Annotated in this window: 18 protein-coding genes; 4 read left to right on the top strand and 14 right to left on the bottom strand. The window is 61.5% G+C overall.

Going from position 1 to position 21072, the window contains the following annotated elements; all coding sequences use genetic code 11:
- The first annotated feature begins 128 nt into the window (after positions 1–128).
- Both KF712_10125 and KF712_10120 read left to right on the top strand, forming a co-directional pair.
- Positions 129–4073: a c-type cytochrome gene (locus KF712_10125; GenBank protein ID MBX3741336.1), complete on the top strand. Its 3945-nt coding sequence runs from the start codon at positions 129–131 to the stop codon at positions 4071–4073.
- A gap of 66 nt (positions 4074–4139) precedes the next feature.
- Entirely contained in the window at positions 4140–4703 is a 564-nt protein-coding gene (locus tag KF712_10120; protein MBX3741335.1) for a cytochrome c, read from the top strand.
- On the opposite strand, the gene KF712_10115 is transcribed toward KF712_10120, so the two are convergent.
- Both KF712_10115 and KF712_10110 read right to left on the bottom strand, forming a co-directional pair.
- On the bottom strand, positions 4689–6008 hold the full coding sequence (locus tag KF712_10115; protein ID MBX3741334.1) for a hypothetical protein: 1320 nt from the start codon (positions 6006–6008) through the stop codon (positions 4689–4691). The genes KF712_10120 and KF712_10115 overlap by 15 nt on opposite strands.
- 12 nt (positions 6009–6020) lie before the next feature.
- Positions 6021–6602, bottom strand: coding sequence for a hypothetical protein (locus tag KF712_10110; GenBank protein MBX3741333.1), 582 nt, complete (start codon positions 6600–6602; stop codon positions 6021–6023).
- A 53-nt stretch (positions 6603–6655) separates the two neighbouring features.
- Between KF712_10110 and folP the strand changes: the two genes are divergently transcribed.
- The gene (gene folP / locus KF712_10105; protein ID MBX3741332.1) at positions 6656–7510 is read left to right on the top strand and encodes a dihydropteroate synthase; all 855 of its coding nucleotides are present in this window, start codon (positions 6656–6658) and stop codon (positions 7508–7510) included.
- Between the two features lie 8 nt (positions 7511–7518).
- Here the strand turns inward: folP and KF712_10100 are convergent, their stop codons facing one another.
- The 10 genes from KF712_10100 to accB all read right to left on the bottom strand — a co-directional run bounded on the left by KF712_10100 (position 7519) and on the right by accB (position 17173).
- On the bottom strand, positions 7519–8565 hold the full coding sequence (locus KF712_10100) for an N-acetylmuramoyl-L-alanine amidase (protein ID MBX3741331.1): 1047 nt from the start codon (positions 8563–8565) through the stop codon (positions 7519–7521).
- A 123-nt stretch (positions 8566–8688) separates the two neighbouring features.
- Positions 8689–9144: a hypothetical protein gene (locus tag KF712_10095; protein ID MBX3741330.1), complete on the bottom strand. Its 456-nt coding sequence runs from the start codon at positions 9142–9144 to the stop codon at positions 8689–8691.
- A gap of 35 nt (positions 9145–9179) precedes the next feature.
- Positions 9180–10010 (bottom strand): squalene/phytoene synthase family protein, encoded by an 831-nt coding sequence (locus KF712_10090; GenBank protein MBX3741329.1) that lies wholly within the window; start codon positions 10008–10010, stop codon positions 9180–9182.
- A 4-nt stretch (positions 10011–10014) separates the two neighbouring features.
- Positions 10015–11232: a signal peptidase I gene (gene lepB / locus KF712_10085; protein ID MBX3741328.1), complete on the bottom strand. Its 1218-nt coding sequence runs from the start codon at positions 11230–11232 to the stop codon at positions 10015–10017.
- A 235-nt stretch (positions 11233–11467) separates the two neighbouring features.
- Positions 11468–12121: a PEP-CTERM sorting domain-containing protein gene (locus tag KF712_10080; GenBank protein MBX3741327.1), complete on the bottom strand. Its 654-nt coding sequence runs from the start codon at positions 12119–12121 to the stop codon at positions 11468–11470.
- A 17-nt stretch (positions 12122–12138) separates the two neighbouring features.
- Positions 12139–13230 (bottom strand): TIGR02597 family protein, encoded by a 1092-nt coding sequence (locus KF712_10075; GenBank protein MBX3741326.1) that lies wholly within the window; start codon positions 13228–13230, stop codon positions 12139–12141.
- 299 nt (positions 13231–13529) lie between these two features.
- Positions 13530–14468, bottom strand: coding sequence for a carbohydrate kinase (locus tag KF712_10070; protein MBX3741325.1), 939 nt, complete (start codon positions 14466–14468; stop codon positions 13530–13532).
- Positions 14469–14476: 8 nt separating this feature from the next.
- Positions 14477–15103, bottom strand: a complete 627-nt coding sequence (thiE, locus tag KF712_10065; protein MBX3741324.1) for a thiamine phosphate synthase — start codon at positions 15101–15103, stop codon at positions 14477–14479.
- Between the two features lie 161 nt (positions 15104–15264).
- Entirely contained in the window at positions 15265–16614 is a 1350-nt protein-coding gene (gene accC, locus KF712_10060) for an acetyl-CoA carboxylase biotin carboxylase subunit (protein MBX3741323.1), read from the bottom strand.
- Positions 16615–16705: 91 nt separating this feature from the next.
- Positions 16706–17173, bottom strand: a complete 468-nt coding sequence (accB, locus tag KF712_10055) for an acetyl-CoA carboxylase biotin carboxyl carrier protein (protein MBX3741322.1) — start codon at positions 17171–17173, stop codon at positions 16706–16708.
- A 202-nt stretch (positions 17174–17375) separates the two neighbouring features.
- Between accB and trmB the strand changes: the two genes are divergently transcribed.
- A complete protein-coding gene (gene trmB / locus KF712_10050; protein MBX3741321.1) occupies positions 17376–17984 on the top strand; it encodes a tRNA (guanosine(46)-N7)-methyltransferase TrmB in 609 nt (202 codons plus the stop codon).
- A gap of 12 nt (positions 17985–17996) precedes the next feature.
- Here the strand turns inward: trmB and KF712_10045 are convergent, their stop codons facing one another.
- Together KF712_10045 and KF712_10040 are read right to left on the bottom strand one after the other, a co-directional pair.
- On the bottom strand, positions 17997–20258 hold the full coding sequence (locus KF712_10045; protein ID MBX3741320.1) for a ComEC/Rec2 family competence protein: 2262 nt from the start codon (positions 20256–20258) through the stop codon (positions 17997–17999).
- Positions 20259–20265: 7 nt separating this feature from the next.
- Positions 20266–20952 (bottom strand): tetratricopeptide repeat protein, encoded by a 687-nt coding sequence (locus tag KF712_10040; protein MBX3741319.1) that lies wholly within the window; start codon positions 20950–20952, stop codon positions 20266–20268.
- Positions 20953–21072: the final 120 nt, after the last annotated feature.

The raw sequence follows: 21072 nt of genomic DNA, 5'->3' as shown, positions 1-21072 counted from the left end.
AGGTTCCACGGTTTCCACCGGTATAATGGACCCCGGCAGCCTCCGGCGCACCACGCTCCCGGCCCCTACTCCCGCCTTGGCAAGCGGGTTTCCCCGCATTAGTTCTTCAACTCTCCAACCCATCCCGCATGAATCGAATCGTCAAATCGCTTGTCGCCACCGTGGCGGTCACCACCCCGCTGCACGCGGCCACCAAAGTTTTCCAGACCTTCAACAGCGACGGTTTCGACGACTGGAAATTCGAGGGCAAGGCCTTCGGTGTCGCTCCGGTTTCCGGCAAAACCCAGGAGATGAAGGGCGAGTTCAAGAACTACTCCGGAGAGTATCTCGTCGTCTCAGCCCATGGTGGTGATGACGCGACCGGCTCCCTCACCTCCCCGGAGATCACGCTGCCGGAACCGTACATCGCCTTCCTCGTCGGCGGTGGCAACCAGCCCGGCAAAACCGCCGTCCAACTTTTGGTGGATGGGAAAGTCGTCCGCGAGGCGGTCGGCAAGAACGACCTGGAGATGCGCGCCACCGTCTGGGATGTGCGGGACTTCAAGGGCAAGAAAGCGCAGATCCGCATCCTGGATGAAGCGAAGGGAGCCTGGGGCATCATCGCCGCCGACCATTTCATCTTCACGGACTACCCGAACCAGAAGTTCCCCGCCAGCACCCGCGGCGGGAAAGCCTACTCCGCGGGCCTGGTCAACGACCCGAACATGCCGGGCGTCACCATTCCGGAGAACACCACGCTGAAGGTCATCGCGGACTGGAAGGACCAGAAAACCATCTCCCCCACGGCCCTTGCCGTGGATGAGCAGAACAACATCTTCGTTTCGGAAACCCACCGCTTCCGCTTCGGCGTCCAGGACAACCGCGAGCACCTCTACTGGTACCTAGACGACCTCCAGAGCCAGACCACCGGCGACCGCCGGAAAATGCACGATAAATGGAATGAGAAAGTCAGCATCAAATCCCTGACTGAGAAATCCGAGCTGGTCCGCAAGCTGGTGGACAAGGATGGCGATGGGATCTATGAAACCTCCACCGTCTTCGCGGATGGCTTCAACGACGTTCTCGATGGCACCGGTGCCGGCGTCTTCGCCTTCGAAGGCACGACTTACTTCGCCTGTATTCCCAAGATCTGGGCGCTGCGGGATGAGAACGGCGATGGCATCTCCGACAAGAAACAGGTCGTGGAAGACGGCTTCGGCGTCCGTGTTTCCATTTCCGGCCACGACCTCAACGGCTTCGCCCTGGGACCGGATGGCCGCATCTACGGCACCCTCGGTGACCGCGGCCTCAGCTTCACCACGAAGGAGGGCAAGAAATACCACTATCCGAACGAGGGCGTGGCCTTCCGTTTCGATCCGGATGGCACCAACTTCGAGATCTTCCACACCGGCCTCCGCAATCCGAAGGAAATCGCCTTCGACGCGCTGGGCAACCCGTTCTCCGTGGACAACAACTCCGACCAGGGGGACGCCGCCCGCGTCGTCTATCTGGTGGAGGGCGGTGACACCGGCTGGCAGATGGAGAACCAGACCATGCACACCTTCCACCGCCAGATCGGTCTGGCCGTCCACCCGCCGAGCCGCTGGATGGATGAGAAAATCTGGCACCTCCAGAACGACACTCAGCCTGCCTACATCATCCCTCCTGTCGCCCACCTCACCGCCGGTCCGTCCGGCCTCACCTACCATCCGGGCACCGGCTTCCTCGAAACCGAAGCGAACCGCTTCATCATCACCGACTACCGCGGCGGCAGCACGAACTCCGGCATCTTCTCCTTCGAGATGAAGCCCAGCGGCGCGGGCATGGAAATGACCGACAACCGCAAGCTGGTCTGGGGTGTGGGCGTCACCGACGTGGAGTATTCCTACGATGGGAAGCTGCTCATCAGCGACTTCATGAACGGCTGGACCTCCCACGACAAGGGACGGATCCTGGCACTGGACGCGGGTGACAAGACCTGGCGCGCGAAGGAAGCCGCGGAAGCCGGAAAACTGATCAAGGAAGGCATCGACAAACTGAGCGCGGAAGAATGCCTGAAGCTGCTCCGCCACCCGGACCTCCGGGTGCGCCTGCGCGCGCAGATCGCGATTTCCCGGAAACCGGAAGCGCTCAAGACCTTCACCGATGCCGTCCGTTCCGTCGAGCAGACCGAACGCATCCACGGTCTCTGGGGACTGGGGATCCTGGCGCGCCGCGGCGCGGTTCCGTCCCCGTCCAGTGACGGCTTCGGCACCCTGCCGGATCTGCGTTCCAGAATGGCTGCCGCACAGATCATCATCCCCTACCTCGAGAATGACGACGAGGAGACACGGGTGCAGGCCATCCGCGCGATCGCATCCGCAGGCATCCAGGGAGATGAACTCCCGCTCGGCGTCCTCACCGCGGACAAATCCCTCCGCGTCCGCGCGGAGGCGGCCATCGCGATCGGCCGTCTCGGTGCCATCGGCCAGTTCAACGCCATCTGTGAGATGCTCCGCGAGAACAACAACAAGGATGTCTTCCTCCGCCACGCCGGCATCTATGCACTGGAGCTGCTCGGCAGGAAGGGGGTCATGGTTTCCGCGCTGAAGGATGACAACTCCCCGGCCGTCCGCCTCGCCGCGGTGGTGGCCCTGCGCCGCCTCCATGATCCGAAGGTCTCCCTGATGGCCCTGGACTCCGACCCTGCCGTCTCCGACGAAGCCGTCCGCGCGATCTATGACAACGATCTGGTGGCGCAACGTCCGGAAGCCGCCAAGCTGCTCGACAACCTGGAGGCACGGAAGTGGACGCCGTTCATGATGCGCCGCCTGATCCATAACTCGTTCCGCATCGGGGACGCGAAAAACCTGCAGCGCGTGCTGAACGTGGCGACGTCCGCCGCCATGCCGAAGGAAGTGCGGGAAGAGGCGCTGCGCCTCATCTCCATCTGGACGGAGCCTCACACCAACGACCAGCTCACCGGCCACTTCCGGCCACTGCCGCCACGGGACGTCAAGGACATCCAGCCAACCCTCAATGCCGCGCTGCCGGATCTCCTGAAACAGGACGGCTTCATCCTGACCGCCGCCCTCGGCTTCATGGAGCACTACAAGCTGGATACGAAGTCGCTCGATGAAGGCACCCTCCGCAGCCTGATCACCAACGACAAGGTGCCAGCGGAAGCCCGTGCGAAAGGACTGGAACTGCTCGCGGAGCGGAAACCCGCCGACCTCAACGCATTCCTGGTGAAAATCGCCACGGACCCCGCGAACGAAGTCGCCCTTTCCGCACTCACCGGCCTGTCCAAGAGTGATCCCCAAGGTGCCATCGCCCCGCTGCAGACGGCTGCCGAATCCAAGAACGCCGAGCGCTCCCAGAAGGCATGGACCATCCTTGCGACGATCCCCGGCACGGAAGTGGATGCCTTCTTCGTGAAGCACATCACCGCCCTGCAGGCCGCCGCCGGCAAGTCAGCCTCCGCCATCGAACTGCTGGAAGGCGCTAAGACCCGGAAAGATCCCGCCGTCGCTGCGGCCATCGCCGCCTTCGACAAGGCCATCGCCGAAAATGCCGATCCGCTCACCAAGTGGAACATCGCCCTCGAAGGCGGGGACGCGAAGAACGGCTTCTCGCTGTTCTCCTCCCATCCGGCCGGCCAGTGCATGCGCTGCCACCGCGCCAGCGATGACAGCCACGCCGCCGGTGGAGAAGCCGGACCGAACCTGTTCGGCATGGGCAAACGGCACGACAACCACTATATCCTCGAGTCGATCGTCCTGCCGAGCGCGAAGATCGCTCCGGGCTTCGGTGTGGTCAGCGTGACGTTCAAGGACAAGACCACCTTGGGCGGCATGCTGACGGACGAAACCGAGGAACATCTGGACATCAACGTTTCCGGCAAGGTGTATCGCGTGAAAAAGGCGGATCTCGCCGAGATCCCGCCCGTCGCCTCCGCGATGCCGCCGATGGAGTATCTCCTGAAGCCGACCGAAGTCCGCGATCTGGTCGCATGGATCTCCACCCTCCAGAAAGAACCGAAGGCTCAGAAGCCGGGTCCAAAACCGATCCCCTACGATCCGAAGAACCCTCCGGCGCTGCCGAAAGCAAACTGAGCTTCTGAAACAACCACCGGCCGGAGTCCGTTTCCTACGGACTCCGGCCTTTTTCTTTCCCTTCCCTTGGCAAAAGCACTTCCCATCCTCCTGCTGGCCTCCGCGCTGTCCACCCTCCGGGTCCCCGCCAATGAGGGATTCTCCAAATATGTGCTGTGCGCCGCGTGCCACGGCCAGAGCGGGGAAGGCACCAACCTGGGGCCGCCACTGGCCGGCTCCGAATGGGTGAACGGTCCCCCAGAAAACCTCATCCGCATCCAGTTGCGCGGCCTCCAGGGGCCGATCACGGTGAAGGGGGTGGACTACCACTTCCCCGGAGGGATGCCCGCTCTCGGCCACCAGTCGGATGAAGACATCGCAGCGGTGCTCACCTTCGTCCGTTCGTCATTCGGCAATGACGCCCCCGCCATCACTCCCGCGGAGGTGGCGGCACTCCGGAAGGACCCCGCCAGCGGCCCTCTCACCGCGGCCGATCTCATCACCCCGTCGCCAGCCGCTCCGGCTGGATCGGGTTCTTCCGGGAAATATGATGGACTGGAAACGCGGTCCGGTCCGCCGGCCTGGTTGTGGATCTCCCTCGTGGCGGCCGCCGCCGGAGGAGGGATATTCGCCTTTTCAAGGCGCTCCTGAATCTTTCAGACGGAGAGCCGTTTCCTTCTTCACCGTGTTGAGGAAACGCACCCGGTCATCCCCGACCCGGGACACCATCAGGAACCGTTTGTTGAGTGCCTCCACAGGTTCGTCCAGCGCCGGGGTGTCGTCTTTCATGGCGGTGGCGGAGACATGGTTCAAGGCGGCCTCCTGGAAACGGTCCGCGGTCTCCTTCGATTCCAGGACCACGTCCCACACCACGGCGGAGTGGGTTTCGCTTTCGGGGAAGAACAGATAGCGGTCGTTCTTCCAGCCGGATGAAATTTCGAGCGCGGCTCCCGCATCACCAAGAGCCTCAAGCCACAGACGCAGGCCGAGTTCTCCGGCCCTGTCACTCATGAATGGATCCATTTCCACCGCGGGCATCTCCAGCAGTTCCGGCTCTTTCATTTCAGATCCCGGCAGGAGGATGGCCTGTGTCGTCCGCGGAGGATTCCGGAAACCCTCCACCAGTTTTTCCGGACTTTCACCTTTCAGCGCGTTCACATAGGCCGCGCCATCCGTCAGCGGGAACATCGTCAGCTCCTGGATGAAGGGCGAGAGTTGGTCCATGACCCGCTCGGTCTCCGAAGTGTCCGACAAAGGGACGAAGCCGCTCATCCTCGCCTGCTCCGCGTAGTATTTCGCCTCGCTGGCGGAAGCCGCACCTTGGTGCAGGGCCTCCCGCGCCCGCGCCGCATCATCCCCGGGATACTCCTCCGGTGGCGGAAAATTCTGGTGCAGGAGAATCCGCACCACCACCCGCAGCAGGGCCGCCTGGTCCGGAACATTCTCCATCTGGAACCGGTCGGTCACCCAGCCCTCCCCCGTTTCCCCGTCGAACCAGCCGCGCGCACCCACCGCTCTCACCGCCGTGAGCTGCACCAGCAGCTTGTCCTCCGGCATCAGCCAGCCGATCAAACCATACGCCTCCTGGCGATAATCCAAGCCTCCCGGCCCGAAGGCACTTTCGAAAGACGCGGAAATCCTCTCGCGCAGATCATCCCTGCCGACGCGATGGACGACCGGCGTGGACCGGAAACGGAGGCCGTATTCCTTCTCAACACGGTCCACCAGTTCCTGCGGCACGGCGACCTCCCCGCCGCCCTGGGCAAGGGAGCGCAGTGATTCGTTCTCACGCCGGAGGATGTTGTTCTCCTCCGTGGCGATGCGGAGCTGGTTCTCAAGCCCGCCGGTATCTCCGGCCGGGCCGCCCATCGTCCTCCACTGGAGGCCTTGGAAAATACCTCCCGCCCCAACGGCGGCGCCAATCAGGAGGGGGAGCAGCGTCTTTGGAGAAAGCACGGCCTCTCCCGATCAGTTGCCCCTGCCCACCCCGCGCGCATTCGGATTCGCGGGCTTCACAGCCTTTCCATCGTCGAATGGATTCACATCCAGGGCGGTGTTCTTCTCACCGAACACATCCTGGAATTTCTTGCCCGGCAGCAGGTTGATGGCGATGGGTTGGCCACGGTTTCCCTGGGCATCGTGGAGGTAGATCAGACGCTGGACGGGCTGCTCCTTGCCGGTGTCCTTGTTGATGCGCTTCACCCGGGAGTCGAACATGCGTTCCTCCAGCAGTTGCCCGGTCTCCCGGTGGTAGCCGTAGCTGACCTTGAACAGTTCGTTCTGCTGGCCGTCGATGATCTTGCAGCTCATCGGGTTCCCGTGCGCATCCATGCGGTAGATGGCGACCATGGCGAGGTTTCCGCCTTTGAAGGTCTTCTTGGTGAGGGTCCGCTTGTCCGCGGAACGGCTGAAGATCGTCTGTCCGCCGTCCTCGTTTTTCATCACCCGGACGTTCGGGCCATCAACCGCATCGAGGTCGTTGGCGTAAGCCTGGGCACCAAGGAAAGACAGGGAAGCCAAGATGATTTTCCAGTTTGCGATCCGGATCATGGCGGCCAGACTAGGCGCGCCGCTGCCGGACTGCAAGCAGCCAGTTCTAACACATGATCTGGAGAACACGCCGCCACCCGATGGATCTGACCCGCCGCGGGCGGATCATGGGAATCCTCAACACGACCCCGGATTCATTCTCCGACGGTGGCCTGAACGACGGCCCCGGCACCGCCATGAATCACGCCCGGCGGATGATCTCGGAAGGCGCGGAAATCATCGACATCGGCGGGGAGTCCACCCGCCCGGGAGCCGCGGAAGTTCCGGAGGAAGAGGAGATTTCCCGGACCACCCCCGTCATCCGCGCGCTGAGGGCCGAATGGGAGGGATGGATTTCCATCGACACCTCGAAGGCCGGAGTGGCGGAAGCCGCTCTCTCCGCAGGGGCGGACATCGTCAATGACGTCAGCGGTTTCCGGGATCCGGCGATGGTGGCGGTCTGCGCCGCCGCCGGATGCGGCGTGGTGGCCATGCACATGCAGGGCCAGCCGAGGACGATGCAACTGGCCCCCAGCTATGAGGATGTCGTCCGGGAAGTCCGGGAGTTTTTCGTGGAACGCCATGAATCCCTGACCTCCGCCGGAATCCATCCCGAAGCCCTCTGCTTCGATCCGGGTATCGGCTTCGGCAAGACACTGGATCACAATCTCGCCCTGCTCCGCTCGCTCGATCAACTGTCCGCCCAAGGACGTCCGCTGCTGCTGGGGGTTTCGCGGAAGTCGTTCCTCGGGCAACTGCTCGGTGAACCCACCATGGAGGCGCGTGAATGGCCTACCGCCGCTCTCACCTCATGGGGCAGGGAGAAAGGCGTCCTTCTCCACCGTGTCCACAACGTGAAGGCCAATCTGGAGGCCTTGCGGTTGACGGAAGCGATCATCGGCGGCGGGAATCCGCCCCCGGCATCCTGACAACCGGCTCAGGGATTCGGCCTCGCAATGGGGGCTCTCGTCACCGCGATCTGGTACTTGTGGACCGCCTCGGCGATGCCGAGCGCCAAGGCATCCCGGTATTTTTCGTTGGCGATCAATCTCGCCTCAAAAGGGTGGCTCATAAAGCCTCCCTCGAACAGGATGGCCGGGTGCCGGATCCCGCTGAGCACACTGAACCTCGCGCGCTTGATGCCCCGGTCGAACGTGTTACCCTGCAGGTGGCGGAGAATGGTGCCATGGACGGCCGTGGCCAAGGCGATGTTCGCGGAGTCATGCTCATTGCCGCGGCGGGCGAAGGCGTCGCTGGACTTGAAGCCCGCTCCATAGTGGGCGACGCCGGGAGGGGAAAGGGTGAACGTCTCAATGCCACGTGCATCCCTCCCTCCCGAATTGAAATGCAGGCTGATGAAAATGGCATTCTCCCGCACCGCATTGGCAATCTCCACCCTTTCCTGCAGGGAATAATAGCGGTCGCTGCTCCGGGTCAGGATTACCTTGAAACCCTTCTTCTCCAACAAGGTCTTCGCCTTCCCGGCCAGGGTGAGATTGTAATTCGCCTCCGTCCCCAGCGGATTCGTCGCGCCCGGATCCTTGCCGCCGTGCCCGGCATCCAGGATCACCGTCCTGAAGTCACCCGCATTCGGGATGAAGTTCGGCCGCAACACCGGCTCGATCAGCTTGATCAGATCCATCTGAGACATCATCCCGAGGCTTCCGCCCGGCTCCACATTGTGGGTGAAGATGAACTTCACCTTGTTGAGGAGGCACTCCTGCGAACCGATCTGAAGCTGCATGATGATGCCATTCTTCCCATTGACCGATTTGAGGATGATCGAATTGCCCTTCTTCTCCGCGGTCTGGAATCCGTAGAATTTTTTGACGCTCTCGATGCTGACATAATCCCGGCCCTCGATCTTGGTGAGCTGCCAGCCCTGGGCCATCGCCACAGGGGCCGCCAACATGGACACGCACACAGCCGCGGCCATTGCGAGGAAGCCGCGGAATGCAGGGAAAATACGGGCGCTGGATGCCATCTTACGGGGTTTTGACACTTGCAACTCCGCTTTTAGACGTTCGCGCCAGCGATGACAACGGCTTTTCTCGCCCGGTCAGGCGCTTTTCTTCCGGTCCGGCATCTTTTAAACCAGCGGGATCTCTCAGGGGATACGGAAAATTTTCCCGTTGGAGGGATCCTTCGCAAGCTGGCCTGAACGGAAGCCGTCCACGTCGATGACGTTGTATGGCGGATAAGGGCTGATCACCCTCTTCGGACTCCCCGTCCGCTCGGCGTAGGGATAGTCCTGACGTGGAGTGGAACGCTCCGATGGAGCTTGGCGGTAATCGTCCCGATATTCCCCGCGATAGCCACGGTCGTCGTAGTAGCCGTCAGGAGGAGTCGCCCGGTTGCGCGCGTTCTCCTGTGCGGCCGTGATTCCGGTGCCCAGCGCGGCACCGACGATGGCGCCAGTGGCGACATCCCGGCGGTCATTTCCCGCCAGCGCTCCCACCGCGGCTCCGCCCAATGCCCCCACCCCGGCCCCTTGCGCCTGGTACTGGGTGCAGGAACTGAGGAGCAGCGTGCCTGCCATGGAACAAAGGAGGATTTTTCTCATAGGGATGAAACGGATGATTCCACAGATTATTCGATTCATCTCTTCCGTGCAATCAGATGCTTCGAGAGGATCGCCAATTTCCGCGCTTTGGAGATCGAATAGCGCTTTCCAAACACCCGGAACCCGTCCGCACGCATCTTCACCAGCAGCGTTTGGTAGATTTCAGCCATGATGCGGGCTGGCAGCAGCGCCTCCCGGTCCATGGCCGGCAGGCATTCCTCCGCTTCCTTGAAATACATCTCCGCGCGCCCGGCCTCGTATTCCATCAATGCGAGGAAACGTCCGTCATGCACACGGCCCACGAGATCCCGCTCGGTGTATTGGAAGCGGGAGAGATCCGCGAGCGGCAGATAGATCCGGAGTCCGTTGGAAAGATCCTCCCCGATGTCCCGCAGGATGTTCGTCAGTTGCAGGGCATGCCCCAGCGCCACCGCATAGCGGTCCGCCGCCGGATCCTGGCAGCCGAACAATCGGACGGACACCAAACCCACGGCACACGCCACCTTCCAGGTGTATTGCTCCAGGTCACTCCACGTCCCGAAACGCTGTGGCTTCAGATCCATTTCACATCCATCAATGATGGCCAGCAAAAGATCGTTCGGGACATGGTTCCTGTCCCGCATCTCCACCACCTCCCGCTGGAATTCCCCGGGATTGGCGAAACCTTGCTCCAACCCCTCCTTCCATCCGCGCAACGCCGAAGCACGGGCGGATGCCTCCACCGCCGGATCATCCGCGATGTCATCCATCGTACGGCAAAAGGCGTAGAAGACCACCATGTCCTCCCGCCGTTCCTTTGGCAGGATGTTCAGCGCGAAAGCCAGATTCGACTTCGCACGACGGGTGATCTCGGAGGCCGTGGACACGCCGTCAATGGATGAGCCCCCAATGCCCCGTGGTGATCGGCCACAAGGAGAACAACGCCGGCCCCACCAGGTTGAACTCCTTCACGCTCCCCCAATAGCGGGAATCCAGGGAGTTGCGGGTATTGTCACCCAGAGCGGCATATTCACGCATCCCCCTGGGGGCGTCCTTCGCCAATGCCAGCGGACTGACGTTGAAGCTCAGGTATTGCCGGGGCGGTTGGATTTGGCCCGGACGAACACCCTCGGCGCTTGCGGGCACGTAACCGACTTTCGGGTGGGGCTCAACACCGTCCGCAACCCGCCGGATCCCCGGCTCTCGCGCCACCTTTCCGTCCACCAGAAGATTCGGGGTTTCAATGGAGAGCGTATCCCCCGGCACTCCACACAGACGCTTGATGTAGTGGGAACCATCCGCCTGGTCTCCGCTCCTCTCGCGGATGCCCTTGATCCCGATGGTATCGAAAACAAAAACTTCACCCCGCTTCGGCTTCCGGAAGTGATAGGAGAACTTGTTCACCAGCACGAGATCCCCGGTATCGATGTAACCTTCGCAGAGAACCGTTCCGGCCGGAAGCATGCCGCCATTCTGGCGGGCGACCACGGCGGCTTGAACCAATCCCGCGCTCTGGCAGGGATTTCCCGGTGCCGGAAGCGGGATCAAGGTACGGTCCGCACAAACAATCGCCCCCCGGCTGAAGAAGTGGAACTTCTGGACATCCGTCGTCGCGATCAGCGCGCCGCCGTCGGTGAACAGAACCTGCTTGTCCTCCTTGTTCTCCAGTTTCACGTATTTTCTCCCACGGAGGGCAAACTCCGCCATCCGCTGTGGAAACGACGGCCATTCCGCTTGTTTGAGCGAGGTTCCGACAATGCCGTTCAACGTCGGCTGCATCGAACCCGTCGGAATCCGGAACGGTTGCAGGTAATAGGCCCGCAGGCCCAGAGCGATGACAATGGCCACGAACATCACCTCGACATTCTCCTCCAGCCATCCCACCGGCTTCTCATACTTCAGGGAATTTTCGCAAGTCGCGCGGAGCTGCTTTCCGGCCTCAGCAGCCTTCTTCTGGTCATTCTCCTTCACCGCTTTCAGCAGATCATCCAGCCGCGACTCGATCTCATCCACCCGTTCCGGTTTCAGCAGATCCCGCTTGTAATTCACAAACTTCCGCCCGCCCTTAGCAAGCAGCTTCGCCTCCTTCTTCCACTTCGGCGTGAACATGCCCGGATTCTCAACGCTCGCTTCCTCCCGCGCAAGCAAGCAATGGGAACAATCCTTCCCGCCTCCCCGAACAGCCCCCCACAAACCTCCCGGAATAAGAGCATTGGATCAGCCCTTTCCAAGAAAAACGAATAAAGCCCCACCCAAATCCCAATCCCCCGAACCACGATTCCCTCAAAAACAAAAAAAGGCGGGCCGAAGCCCACCTTTTGAAATTTGTTCAACGCTCCTGCAATCAGCGGCGGCGGCGAAGAAGACCGAGAGCTCCAAATGCTCCAAGAAGCATCGTGGATGGCTCCGGGATCAACTGAACTGCGGTGAAACGAGATGCAGGAAGTGTCCCTCCAGCTCCATCAGCAGTGCCTGCACCGGTCGGCAAAACCGCACCATCAGCAGGAATCACCATATCGCCAAGTGCCACAGCGTCGGTATTAGAATGCAATGCGCCAACTTGGGTTCCAACAGTGTAGGTCGCACCTTCAGTCGTGAACGTAACACCAGGAAACCAAACAAAGGCAAACTTTAGCCCCTGCTGGACTCCATTAAGACCGATTGTCAGGTTGGCCTGATCATAAGAGGTGCCATCCGCATTAAATCCACCCATTGCAAAGACGGTATCACCACCAAGCAAAGTACCCAATGCGATTGAATTTCCTGTGGCAAAAAGATTGTTAGCACCCGCCAAACTCAAACTGGTGTTGACACCAAATTGACCCATGAAAGAGGAGTCATTATTTGTATCAACAACCAAGGCCCATAATGTCCCGTTCGGGACGGTAGCACCCGCTGCAGTGTAAGCATTACCGAAAGCAGTGGTAAGGGTGATAGTTGCGGATGCAGGGAGCGTCGCCCCCAATAGCAAGAGAATCGAAGTCAATTTTAATTTCATGATCTAAGAACTAGTTATTAATAGGAGGGAGCATTATTCCATGTTGCTGTCGCGCCAGTACCGCTTTGGAATTTACGAAGAATGAATCCACCTCCAGCGGGGATCACATCGTCACCAAAATCGGCGTTAACACCACCCTGCTTCTTCCAGATTCCGGCGTGATAGAAGTAGATGGCAGAGGCCGATTTGTTCAATGCTGCTGCTGCATTGTTGAAAACGAGCAATTCGTCCTTCCTTTGAGTAGGTCCGATTCCGTCAGAAGACACAAAGGCCGCCGTCCCACCCAAACCAAGATCTTTCAACTTCGTATCGATGGGCCGAGGAAGAGCAACAAAATTATCCTGCTTACCTGCAGCTAACGTATTGACGGCAACCTCGAAATTACCAGTCTCAACCTCGCCGGACACAACGAACTTCGTGGAGCTTCCAATCGATGCAGGATTGCGAATGATGATGTAAGAATCAGGCCACAGCTGATCGTTATTGAAAGAGTTATTCACGCCGCCTTGCTTCTTCCAAATTCCACCGTGGATAAAATAAACTGTGGAAGGGGCAATATTAATGCCAGTAGCAAGGAAGTTAGGAACGAGCACCTCAGTCTTACGGCCAGTAGGTCCGATATTGCTAGATGCGACAATAGCATTCGGAGTAGTGGCCGGATTATCAGTGGCAGTTGATGGATCGATCAATTCCGCCAAAGTCCAAAACTTGAGAACTTCAATCTTGTCCCCAATCGCCGCAGACAGCGTCACACCATTCAGATCAATAGTCAATGTATCGGCGGTATTTGAAGCAACAGGAAACCATTTGCCTTTCGCGGTGGCACTCTCTTTGAACTTCACGTAGTGGGTGCCAGCGAATGAACCAAAAGACGCGCCGCTCACAGTGAGAACAGCCTGACTACCCGAAGTTGAAGGAGCGGATGTCAAAGCACCAGCGGCCGAAGCACTCAGACGGAGAGGCAGACCCACGATCGTATCAGAACCTGGAAGGCAGCTAATTGAAGTATAACCAACAGGAGTGGTGGTCGCCGTGGTTGGCGTCTGGCCGATGGCCACACCAGCGGCCATTGCCGCAGCCAAGAGGGAATATGAAAGGATTGATTTCATGTGCGGATGATTTCGAATGTGAGAGGGAGTTTGTCGAGTTCTAAGGGTTTTTTGGGCCGTGACGTTTTCGTAAACTATCCTAGCCGCAATGAAGCTTTCGCCAGTTACCATGCAGGGGACAGGCACCAGCGGCAAGTAAAAAATTGAAGACCGGTCCGGTATTTTTCAATTTTTTAACGCGGAAATCACACCATCTAATTCACTGGATTAGAATGAATTAGCAAAAACCAATCCAAATCATCACCAAAATTCTGTTCAATTTTGCCGCTATTCCGACGCATTTCGCGGACTTTACATTGTCATGGCCAATGGGTGATCGATTTGAGGAACGCGAGGCGCTCGTCGATCTGGGCGCGGCTGAGGGTTTGCAGGCGGCGGGTTGAGAACGCCTCACAGGTGAAGGAGGCGACGACGGAACCCTGGACGACGGCTTGGCGGATCTCCTCGAAGGAATACCCGGATTTCCCGGTGGACGCGAGGTAGCCGGCGAGGGCACCGAGGAAGGAATCCCCGGCACCGGTGGGGTCGGCGACTTCGGTGAGCGGGAAGGCGGCGCAGCGGAAAAGCTGCGGGCAGGAGGTTCCGCTGGCGGTGAAGAGGATGGCTCCGAACTCGCCGAGCTTGATCACCACGTGCTTCGGTCCCTTTTCCAGCAGGCGGCGGCCGGCGACGATGAGGTTGCTGGTACCCACGAACTCGCGGGCTTCGCTTTCGTTGATGACGAGGAGATCGATGCGCTTGAGCACTTCATGGAGTTTCTCGTTCGCAATGGCGATCCAGAGGTCCATGGTGTCCGCGACGACGAACTTCGCACCGGTGCAGGCGTCCAGCATCTGGAGCTGGTTCTCCGGGGACATGTTAGCGAGCACGACCACCGGTGCGTCCGCGATGGAGGTGGGGACCTTCACCGACCAGTTCTCAAGGACGTTGATGTCCACTTGGCGGGTGGTGCGGTCGTTCATGTTCTCATGATATTCGCCGGACCAGGAGAAGGAGTCGCCCTCGGACCGCTCGACGCCGTCGAGGGTGATGCCTTTGGAGTTGAAGAGCTCCACGTGTTCCTTCGGGAAGTCCTTGCCGATGATGCCCACCAGATGGACCGGCGAGGTGTAATAGGACGCCGCGATGGAGGCGTAGGAGGCGGAACCACCGAGCAGGTTGGCCGCTTCGGCGTTGGGGGTCTTGACGTGGTCGATGGCGATGGTGCCGCCGATGATGACTGCGGATGATGTGGACATAAATCGGGTCAGGCGAGGAGCGTTTTGAGTTGGTGGGTGGCGGAACGGATATCCGGGGACCGGAGCAAGGCGGAAACCACGACAACCCGGCGCGCACCGGCGGCGAGCACCTCCGGCAGCGTGGCAGGGGCTATCCCCCCGATGCAGAATGCCGGGATCCTCGAACCGATCTCCTCCTCCATGAATGAGATGTTCAGCAGCCCGATGCCCGGCCTGCCGCGCTTGGTGGGGGTGGGGAACAGAGGCCCGAAGCCAATGTAATCAAAACCCGCCGCGAGGGCCGAACGCGCCTGCTCCAGCGAATGGGTGGAGCGGCCGATGATTTTCCCCTCGCCCACCACGGCACGGGCCTTGGCAAAGGAGCCGTCATCCTGGCCGATATGGACGCCGTCCGCGTTCAGTTCCGCCGCCAGTTCCGGATAATCGTTGATGATGAAAGGCACGCCCGCCGCGCGGCAAAGCGGCAGTAGTGACTGCCCGACCTTCCTGATCGTTTCCAGATCATGGTTCTTGCCCCGGAGTTGCAGGATATCCGCTCCTCCCTCAAGCAGTTGGGAAGCAACCCGACCCGCCTCCGTCTGCGCGACATAATCCAAATCCAGGATGCAATAGAGACGGGCGGAGGAAAGAGACATGGAGTGGTAAAGGGCAGCCTTTGCTCGGGTTACGGCAGCAGCCGGGGCTTTTGATTTCGGGTTCCGGTTGCAGCCGGAGCTTTTTGCTTTGGGTTCCGGTTGCAGCCGGAGGACAGGAATGGGAGCGAAGCGGACATAGCGGCAAAGCCGCAATGTCCTCCTTACTTCCGCTGTTCCAGGTAACGGGCAACCCAGCCGATGTCGTAGTTGCCGCTCTTGAAGTCAGGATGGTTGATGATCTCCTGCTGGAACGGGATGGTGGTCTTGATCCCGCGAATCATGAACTCACCGAGCGCCCGGTTCATCCGGGCGATGGCGATCTCACGGGTGGCGCCGGTGACGATCAGCTTGGCGATCATCGAGTCGTAGTGCGGAGGAACGGTGTAGCCGGAATAGACGTGGGTATCCACGCGGACGCCCTTGCCGCCGGGGGCATACCAGAGGTCGATGTTGCCCGGACTGGGGGTGAAGTTGTTGTAGGGGTCTTCCGCGTTGATCCGGCACTCGATGGAGTGGCCGCGTGGCTGGGCCTGGAGAACGTGGTGGGACAGCGATTCCCCTGCGGCGACGCGGATCTGCTCCTTGATGAGTTCACAACCCATGACCTCCTCCGTCACCGGGTGTTCCACCTGGATCCGGGTGTTCATTTCCATGAAGTAGAAATTCTCGCCCGCCTCATCGACGAGGTACTCGATGGTTCCGGCGTTCTGGTAGCCGATGTTCCGGATCAGATTGACGGAGGCCTCTCCCATCCGCGCGCGGAGCTCGGGGGAAATGAGCGGGGACGGGCACTCCTCGATGATCTTCTGGTTGCGGCGCTGCATGGAGCAGTCCCGCTCACCGAGGTGGATGAAGTTGCCGTGGGAGTCCGCGATGACCTGGAACTCAATGTGGTGCGGATTGAGCACCAGCTTCTCAAGGTAACACTCGCCGTTGCCAAAGGCGGCCATCGCCTCGTTGGACGCGGCGCGGAACAGGGAAATGAAGTCCTCTTCCTTGAAGCAGGGACGCATGCCCCGGCCACCGCCACCAGCGGTCGCCTTGATCATGACCGGCAGGCCGATCTCCTTCGCCTTCGCCAGCGCTTCCTCGGCGGTCGGCATGATGTCCGACCCCGGAGTGATCGGGACATTATTGGCGATGGCGGTCGCGCGGGCGGTCGCCTTGTCCCCCATCATGGAGATGACCTTGGCGGACGGGCCGATGAACTTGATGCCGGAAGTCTCGCAGATTTCCGCGAAGCGGGCGTTCTCCGAAAGGAATCCGTAGCCGGGATGGATGGCCTCCGCGCCGGTGACCTCCGCGGCGGCGATGATGCGGTCCGCCTTGAGGTAGGATTCCTTGCTGGAGGCCGGCCCGATGCAGACCGCCTGGTCCGCGAGCTGGACGTGCATCGAATCGACATCCGCCTCGGAATAGACGGCGACGGATTCAACTCCGAGTTCGCGGCAGGCGCGGATGATGCGGAGGGCGATTTCGCCGCGGTTGGCGACCAGGACGCGTTTGAACATGGGGAAGACAGTTGAGAGTAAGGAGTTGATGGTTGATAGTCGGGAAGAGGCGGAGCGATCCGCCATCAACTATCGCCCGGAAACCATCAACTTATTTGATGCGGAAAAGGACGTCACCGTATTGGACGGGCTTGCCGTCCTCGGCGACCACGGCGCAGATGGTGCCGGATTTCTCGGCCTTGATCTCGTTCATGACCTTCATCGCCTCGATGATGCAGAGGGTCTGGCCTTCGGAAACGGCGGTGCCGACTTCCGCGAAGTTCGGCGCGTCCGGAGCGGGCTTGCGGTAGAAGGTGCCGACCATCGGTGAGGTGATCTCGGTGCCTTCGGCGGCAGGAGCCGCGGCCGGAGTGGAGGCGGATGGAGCGGTCGCGGCGGCAGCCACGTGGACCGGGGCGGCGGCCTGCTGGGCGGGGAGGGCGGAAAGGAGGCCACGGAGATCATCCAGGTCCGCGCCTTTCTTCAGCTTGAGGTGAAAGTCCTTCTTGGTGAGGTCGAAATGGGTGAGCCCGTGCTCGTTCATGAGTTCGACGATTCGGCGGATTTCCTGGAGGTCCACGGTTGGGAAGATTGGGAGTTGGGTCGTGAGAGGCGGCCAGAGAAGCCACCCGTCGGCTGGAAAGGCTAGGAGTGGAAGGGAAACAGCGTCAAGCGGGAGTTCCGCCGGACAGTGGATTTGAGGTTGCGGAAGCCCCGGTTGCCGGATGTTGATTCCCGCCGTGAGCGATTCCCAGCCTCTCAATGTCCTCCCTCGCCCCGCGATGGCGGGCGAATTCGTCCCGGACCATTATTTCCGAAAACTGGAGAAATCCGACCTGGTGCGGGAGGACAGGCCGCTGGAGGTGGACCTGGGCTGCGGCGATGGTTCCTTCCTCATGGAAATGGCGGCGCATCATCCGGAGCGGGACTTTCTCGGCGTGGAGCGCCTGCTGGGCCGGGTGCGGAAGGTCTGCAAAAAGGCGACGAAGCGCGGGCTCACGAACTGCCGGGTGCTGCGGCTGGAGAGCCGCTACACCGTGGAGTGGATCCTGCCGCCGGAGTCCATCTCACGCCTGCACCTTCTCTGCCCGGACCCGTGGCCGAAGTTCAAGCACCAGCGGCGCCGCATCGTGCAGCAGGAGTTTCTGGAAGCGGTGTGGGGAGGACTGGTCCCGGGCGGTGAGTTTCTTTTCATGACCGACCACGAGGAATACTTCAGGTGGGCGGAGCAAAAGGTGGCGGCGTTCGGCAAGTTCGAGCGCCTGGAGTGGGAGGAAGACACGTTTTTCTACCCGAAAACGGACTTCCAGCTCCAGTGGGAGGCGGAAGGAAAGGTCATGTTCCGCCTGCGGGGGCGGAAAGCGGAAGCGGCGGGAAGCGGCGACCGGTGATCGCCGCCATATTCAGCGCCTGAGCCTGACCACGGAGCCGTCCACATATCCTTCCAGCAGCAGGTCCCCGTCGCCATCCACGCGGATGGTGACGCCGCCGGTTTTTCCCTGGTGGACCACGGTGATGCCGCGGGATTCCCAGAAAGCGACCTGCCGGGGATCCAGCCGCTCGGTCGCCGGGAAGTCCGAGTGGCGGGCGATGATGGCTTGCGGCCGCACGGCATCCAGAAACACCGCGCCGAGCGTCGGGTCGGATGGATGCCTCCCGGTGATGATCACATCCGCGGACAGGTCCCTGCCGGATGCCAGCATGCGTGCCTCCGCCATCATCCCTGCGTCCCCGGTCAGGAGCACCTTCCAGCCCCGCCAGTGGAGGCGGAAAACCGCGACCCGGCTGGACGCGCGCGCATTCTGGGCAGCAGGGTCAGGCACGTGCAGCACCTCCAGCCGTGCGCCATCCGGGAAGGGAAGTTCATCCACCTCCCCGGCTTTGAGGATTTTCACCCCGGCGTCCGGTCCGTCGCGGAGCCACTCCCGGAACACGGGGCTGCGGGCCTTTTCAACGGGCATCCATGCCTGGCGGATGGGAAATGCCTCCCACACATCGGAGGCACCGCCCAGATGCCCGCCGTCCGGCTGGCTGATGACCACCGAGTCCGGCTCGATCCCCATGCCTCGCAGCGACCGGGCGACCCGGAAGCGGAAGGCCCGGGGATCCCCACAGTCCAGCAGCACCGCTCCCTCCCGCCCACCGGAGAAACACGCGGCGGCAGCCCCATAATCGAGATCATAGACCACCAGCATCGGCTCGCCCGACGGCTTGGTCGTGAAATGAGAGCCAGGGATGGAGGAAAGCCCCTGCGCCAGCACCACGCAGACATCCGCCACCTTTCCATTCACCATGTTGAGCCATCCGGCCGCCCGGGGTGCCAACGGATGGATCGAGGCGGAAAACAACGCCGCCCCCAGCATCAGTGTCACCGGGATACTTAGAAACAGGGTGCCGATCAACGCGACCGGAGTGACCAGCCCGAAATGCCAGATGGTCAGCGGGGTCGAGCCGATCCAGGCCGCGGTGGAGACGCCCAGCGAGGTGGCCAGCCGCTTCCGCCACAGGAGCCAGCGCGCCTGCCACCCGGTCATGAGGCTGTCCGGCAGATACTCTTCCTTTTCCGCCATCCAGGCGAACCAGCGGGAAGCCCACGAAGTCCCCACCGCGATGGCGGCGACCACTCCATAGGACATCTGCACACCCGGCTGGAACAGCAGGTTCCCGTCCCACAGCACCGCCGCCAGCAGCACCGCGCCCAGTGCGTTGAGCAGGTCCGGCTGGCGCCGGAAACTGAAGGCGAGGAGGAACACCGCCATCATCCAGGCGGAGCGGACCGCCGGAGCGCTGTTGCCGGTGATCCATGAGTAGCCGAAGACCAACGGCAGAATGAGCAGGACCGCCCGGCGGCGGGAAACCCGCAGTTGCCGGAGGACGAACCACGCGATGCCGCCCACCATGGCCACGTGCATGCCGCTGACGGAGAAAATGTGGAGCGTGCCGCTGTTGCGGAACGCGGCCACCAGCTCATCCGCATCCGCCGGAGACTCGCCGATGACGATGGCACGGATGACCTTCGCCTGCCGCGAATCTTCCTCCAGACCCTCGGTCACCCCGGTCCGAAATCCCGTGCGGACCACCGCCCCGAATGCCGCCAGCGGGCCGGTGTGGACCGCATTGTCCCGTGACCGGAAAACCGCCGCCACTCCCTTTCTCCGCAGCCACTGCGCCTCATCGAACTCCTCCGGATTCCGCGGCTCCCGCAGCTCCACGAAGTTCCCTCCCCCGCTGACACGGGCTCCGGCCACCGGCAAGTCGCCCGAACCTTCCCACTGGATCCGGGTGCCTTTCCACGGTCCCTCGGAAATGCGGGCGGGAGCGGACCAACGGCCGGGACCGCCTTTGGCATTCGCCAGGATGACAGCTTCATAGCGCCCGCCGGTATCGACCAATCCACTTTCCGCCCTCAGGTGGCCATCATTCCGCACCGAGAACACGGCCACCGCTACCAACCCACATACCAGCCAGGCGATCCCACGTCCCGGCTTTCCGGAAAACCACCCGAACCCTCCCCCGATGAGAGCGACCAAAACTCCGACCACCCAGTGCCAGTCCGCCGCAACCACCGCGCAGACGGCCACACATGCCACCGCGAACAAGGGGTGGCGTCCGGAAAATTTCCCGGTGCGGTCCTTCATCGCGGAAATCATGGCCGGGCCGGTCATGGAATGATCAGGCCGCTCCCCACTCCTTCAGCCGTTGGCGGGCGTTCATGGCGTGGCGGGAGTCCGGGAACGACTGGATGACCCGCCGCAGCATGGCCACCGCCTGTCCCCTGCCCTGCGGATCCTCATTGTGGAGGTCCGCCAAGCGGAACAGGAGGAAGGACTGCTCCTCCTGCGGCCAATCCCGGAACGCGAGCGCCTCGTTGAGGATGGCCACCGCTTGCCCCGGTTGGTCGAGGTGGCGGGAGTGGATGCGGGCGATCTCCGTCCACGGCAGGCAGTTGGTGGGGTCCTCCTCCACGGCTTTCCGGAAAGCGGCGATGGCGGCGTCATACTCCCCTTTCGCAACCAGCCCACGGGCTTCGTGGAGGACGGTCGGCTCGTCCACCTCCGCATTGCTGCCATAGACGGACTGGGAAACACGGCTGGCCCAGCTTGGCAGGATGAAGGTCACGAACAGCGTGCCGAGAAATGCGGCGCTGCCGATGGCCAACAGGATGCCATTGAACGTGCGGGTCGTTTCCAGCGAATGGATCGCATTCTCCAGGCCGGGGATCTCGACCTCCTGGTCGCCGGATTCCAGCAGCGCGTCGATGCGGCTCTCCAGCACCTCCAGCCGCTCACCGGAGCGGGAGAACATGAACCAACTGCCCCCCACAACCGCGAGCGCCAGCAGCAGACCGAGCCATCTCATTTCCGGAAAATGCAGCGGACACCCGCGGCTGTCAGCATCAAATCAGCGGGATCGCGTCGGGTTGTGGCCAGGACCGCGGAATTCATTCCGCTTGGTTTCGCCGGGTTCCATGGGGCGGGA

The organism is Akkermansiaceae bacterium (assembly GCA_019634595.1).
Classification (GTDB): Bacteria; Verrucomicrobiota; Verrucomicrobiia; order Verrucomicrobiales; family Akkermansiaceae; genus Luteolibacter.
Note: the sequence above shows the minus strand (reverse complement) of the source record. Positions and strands in the feature narration are given on the sequence as shown.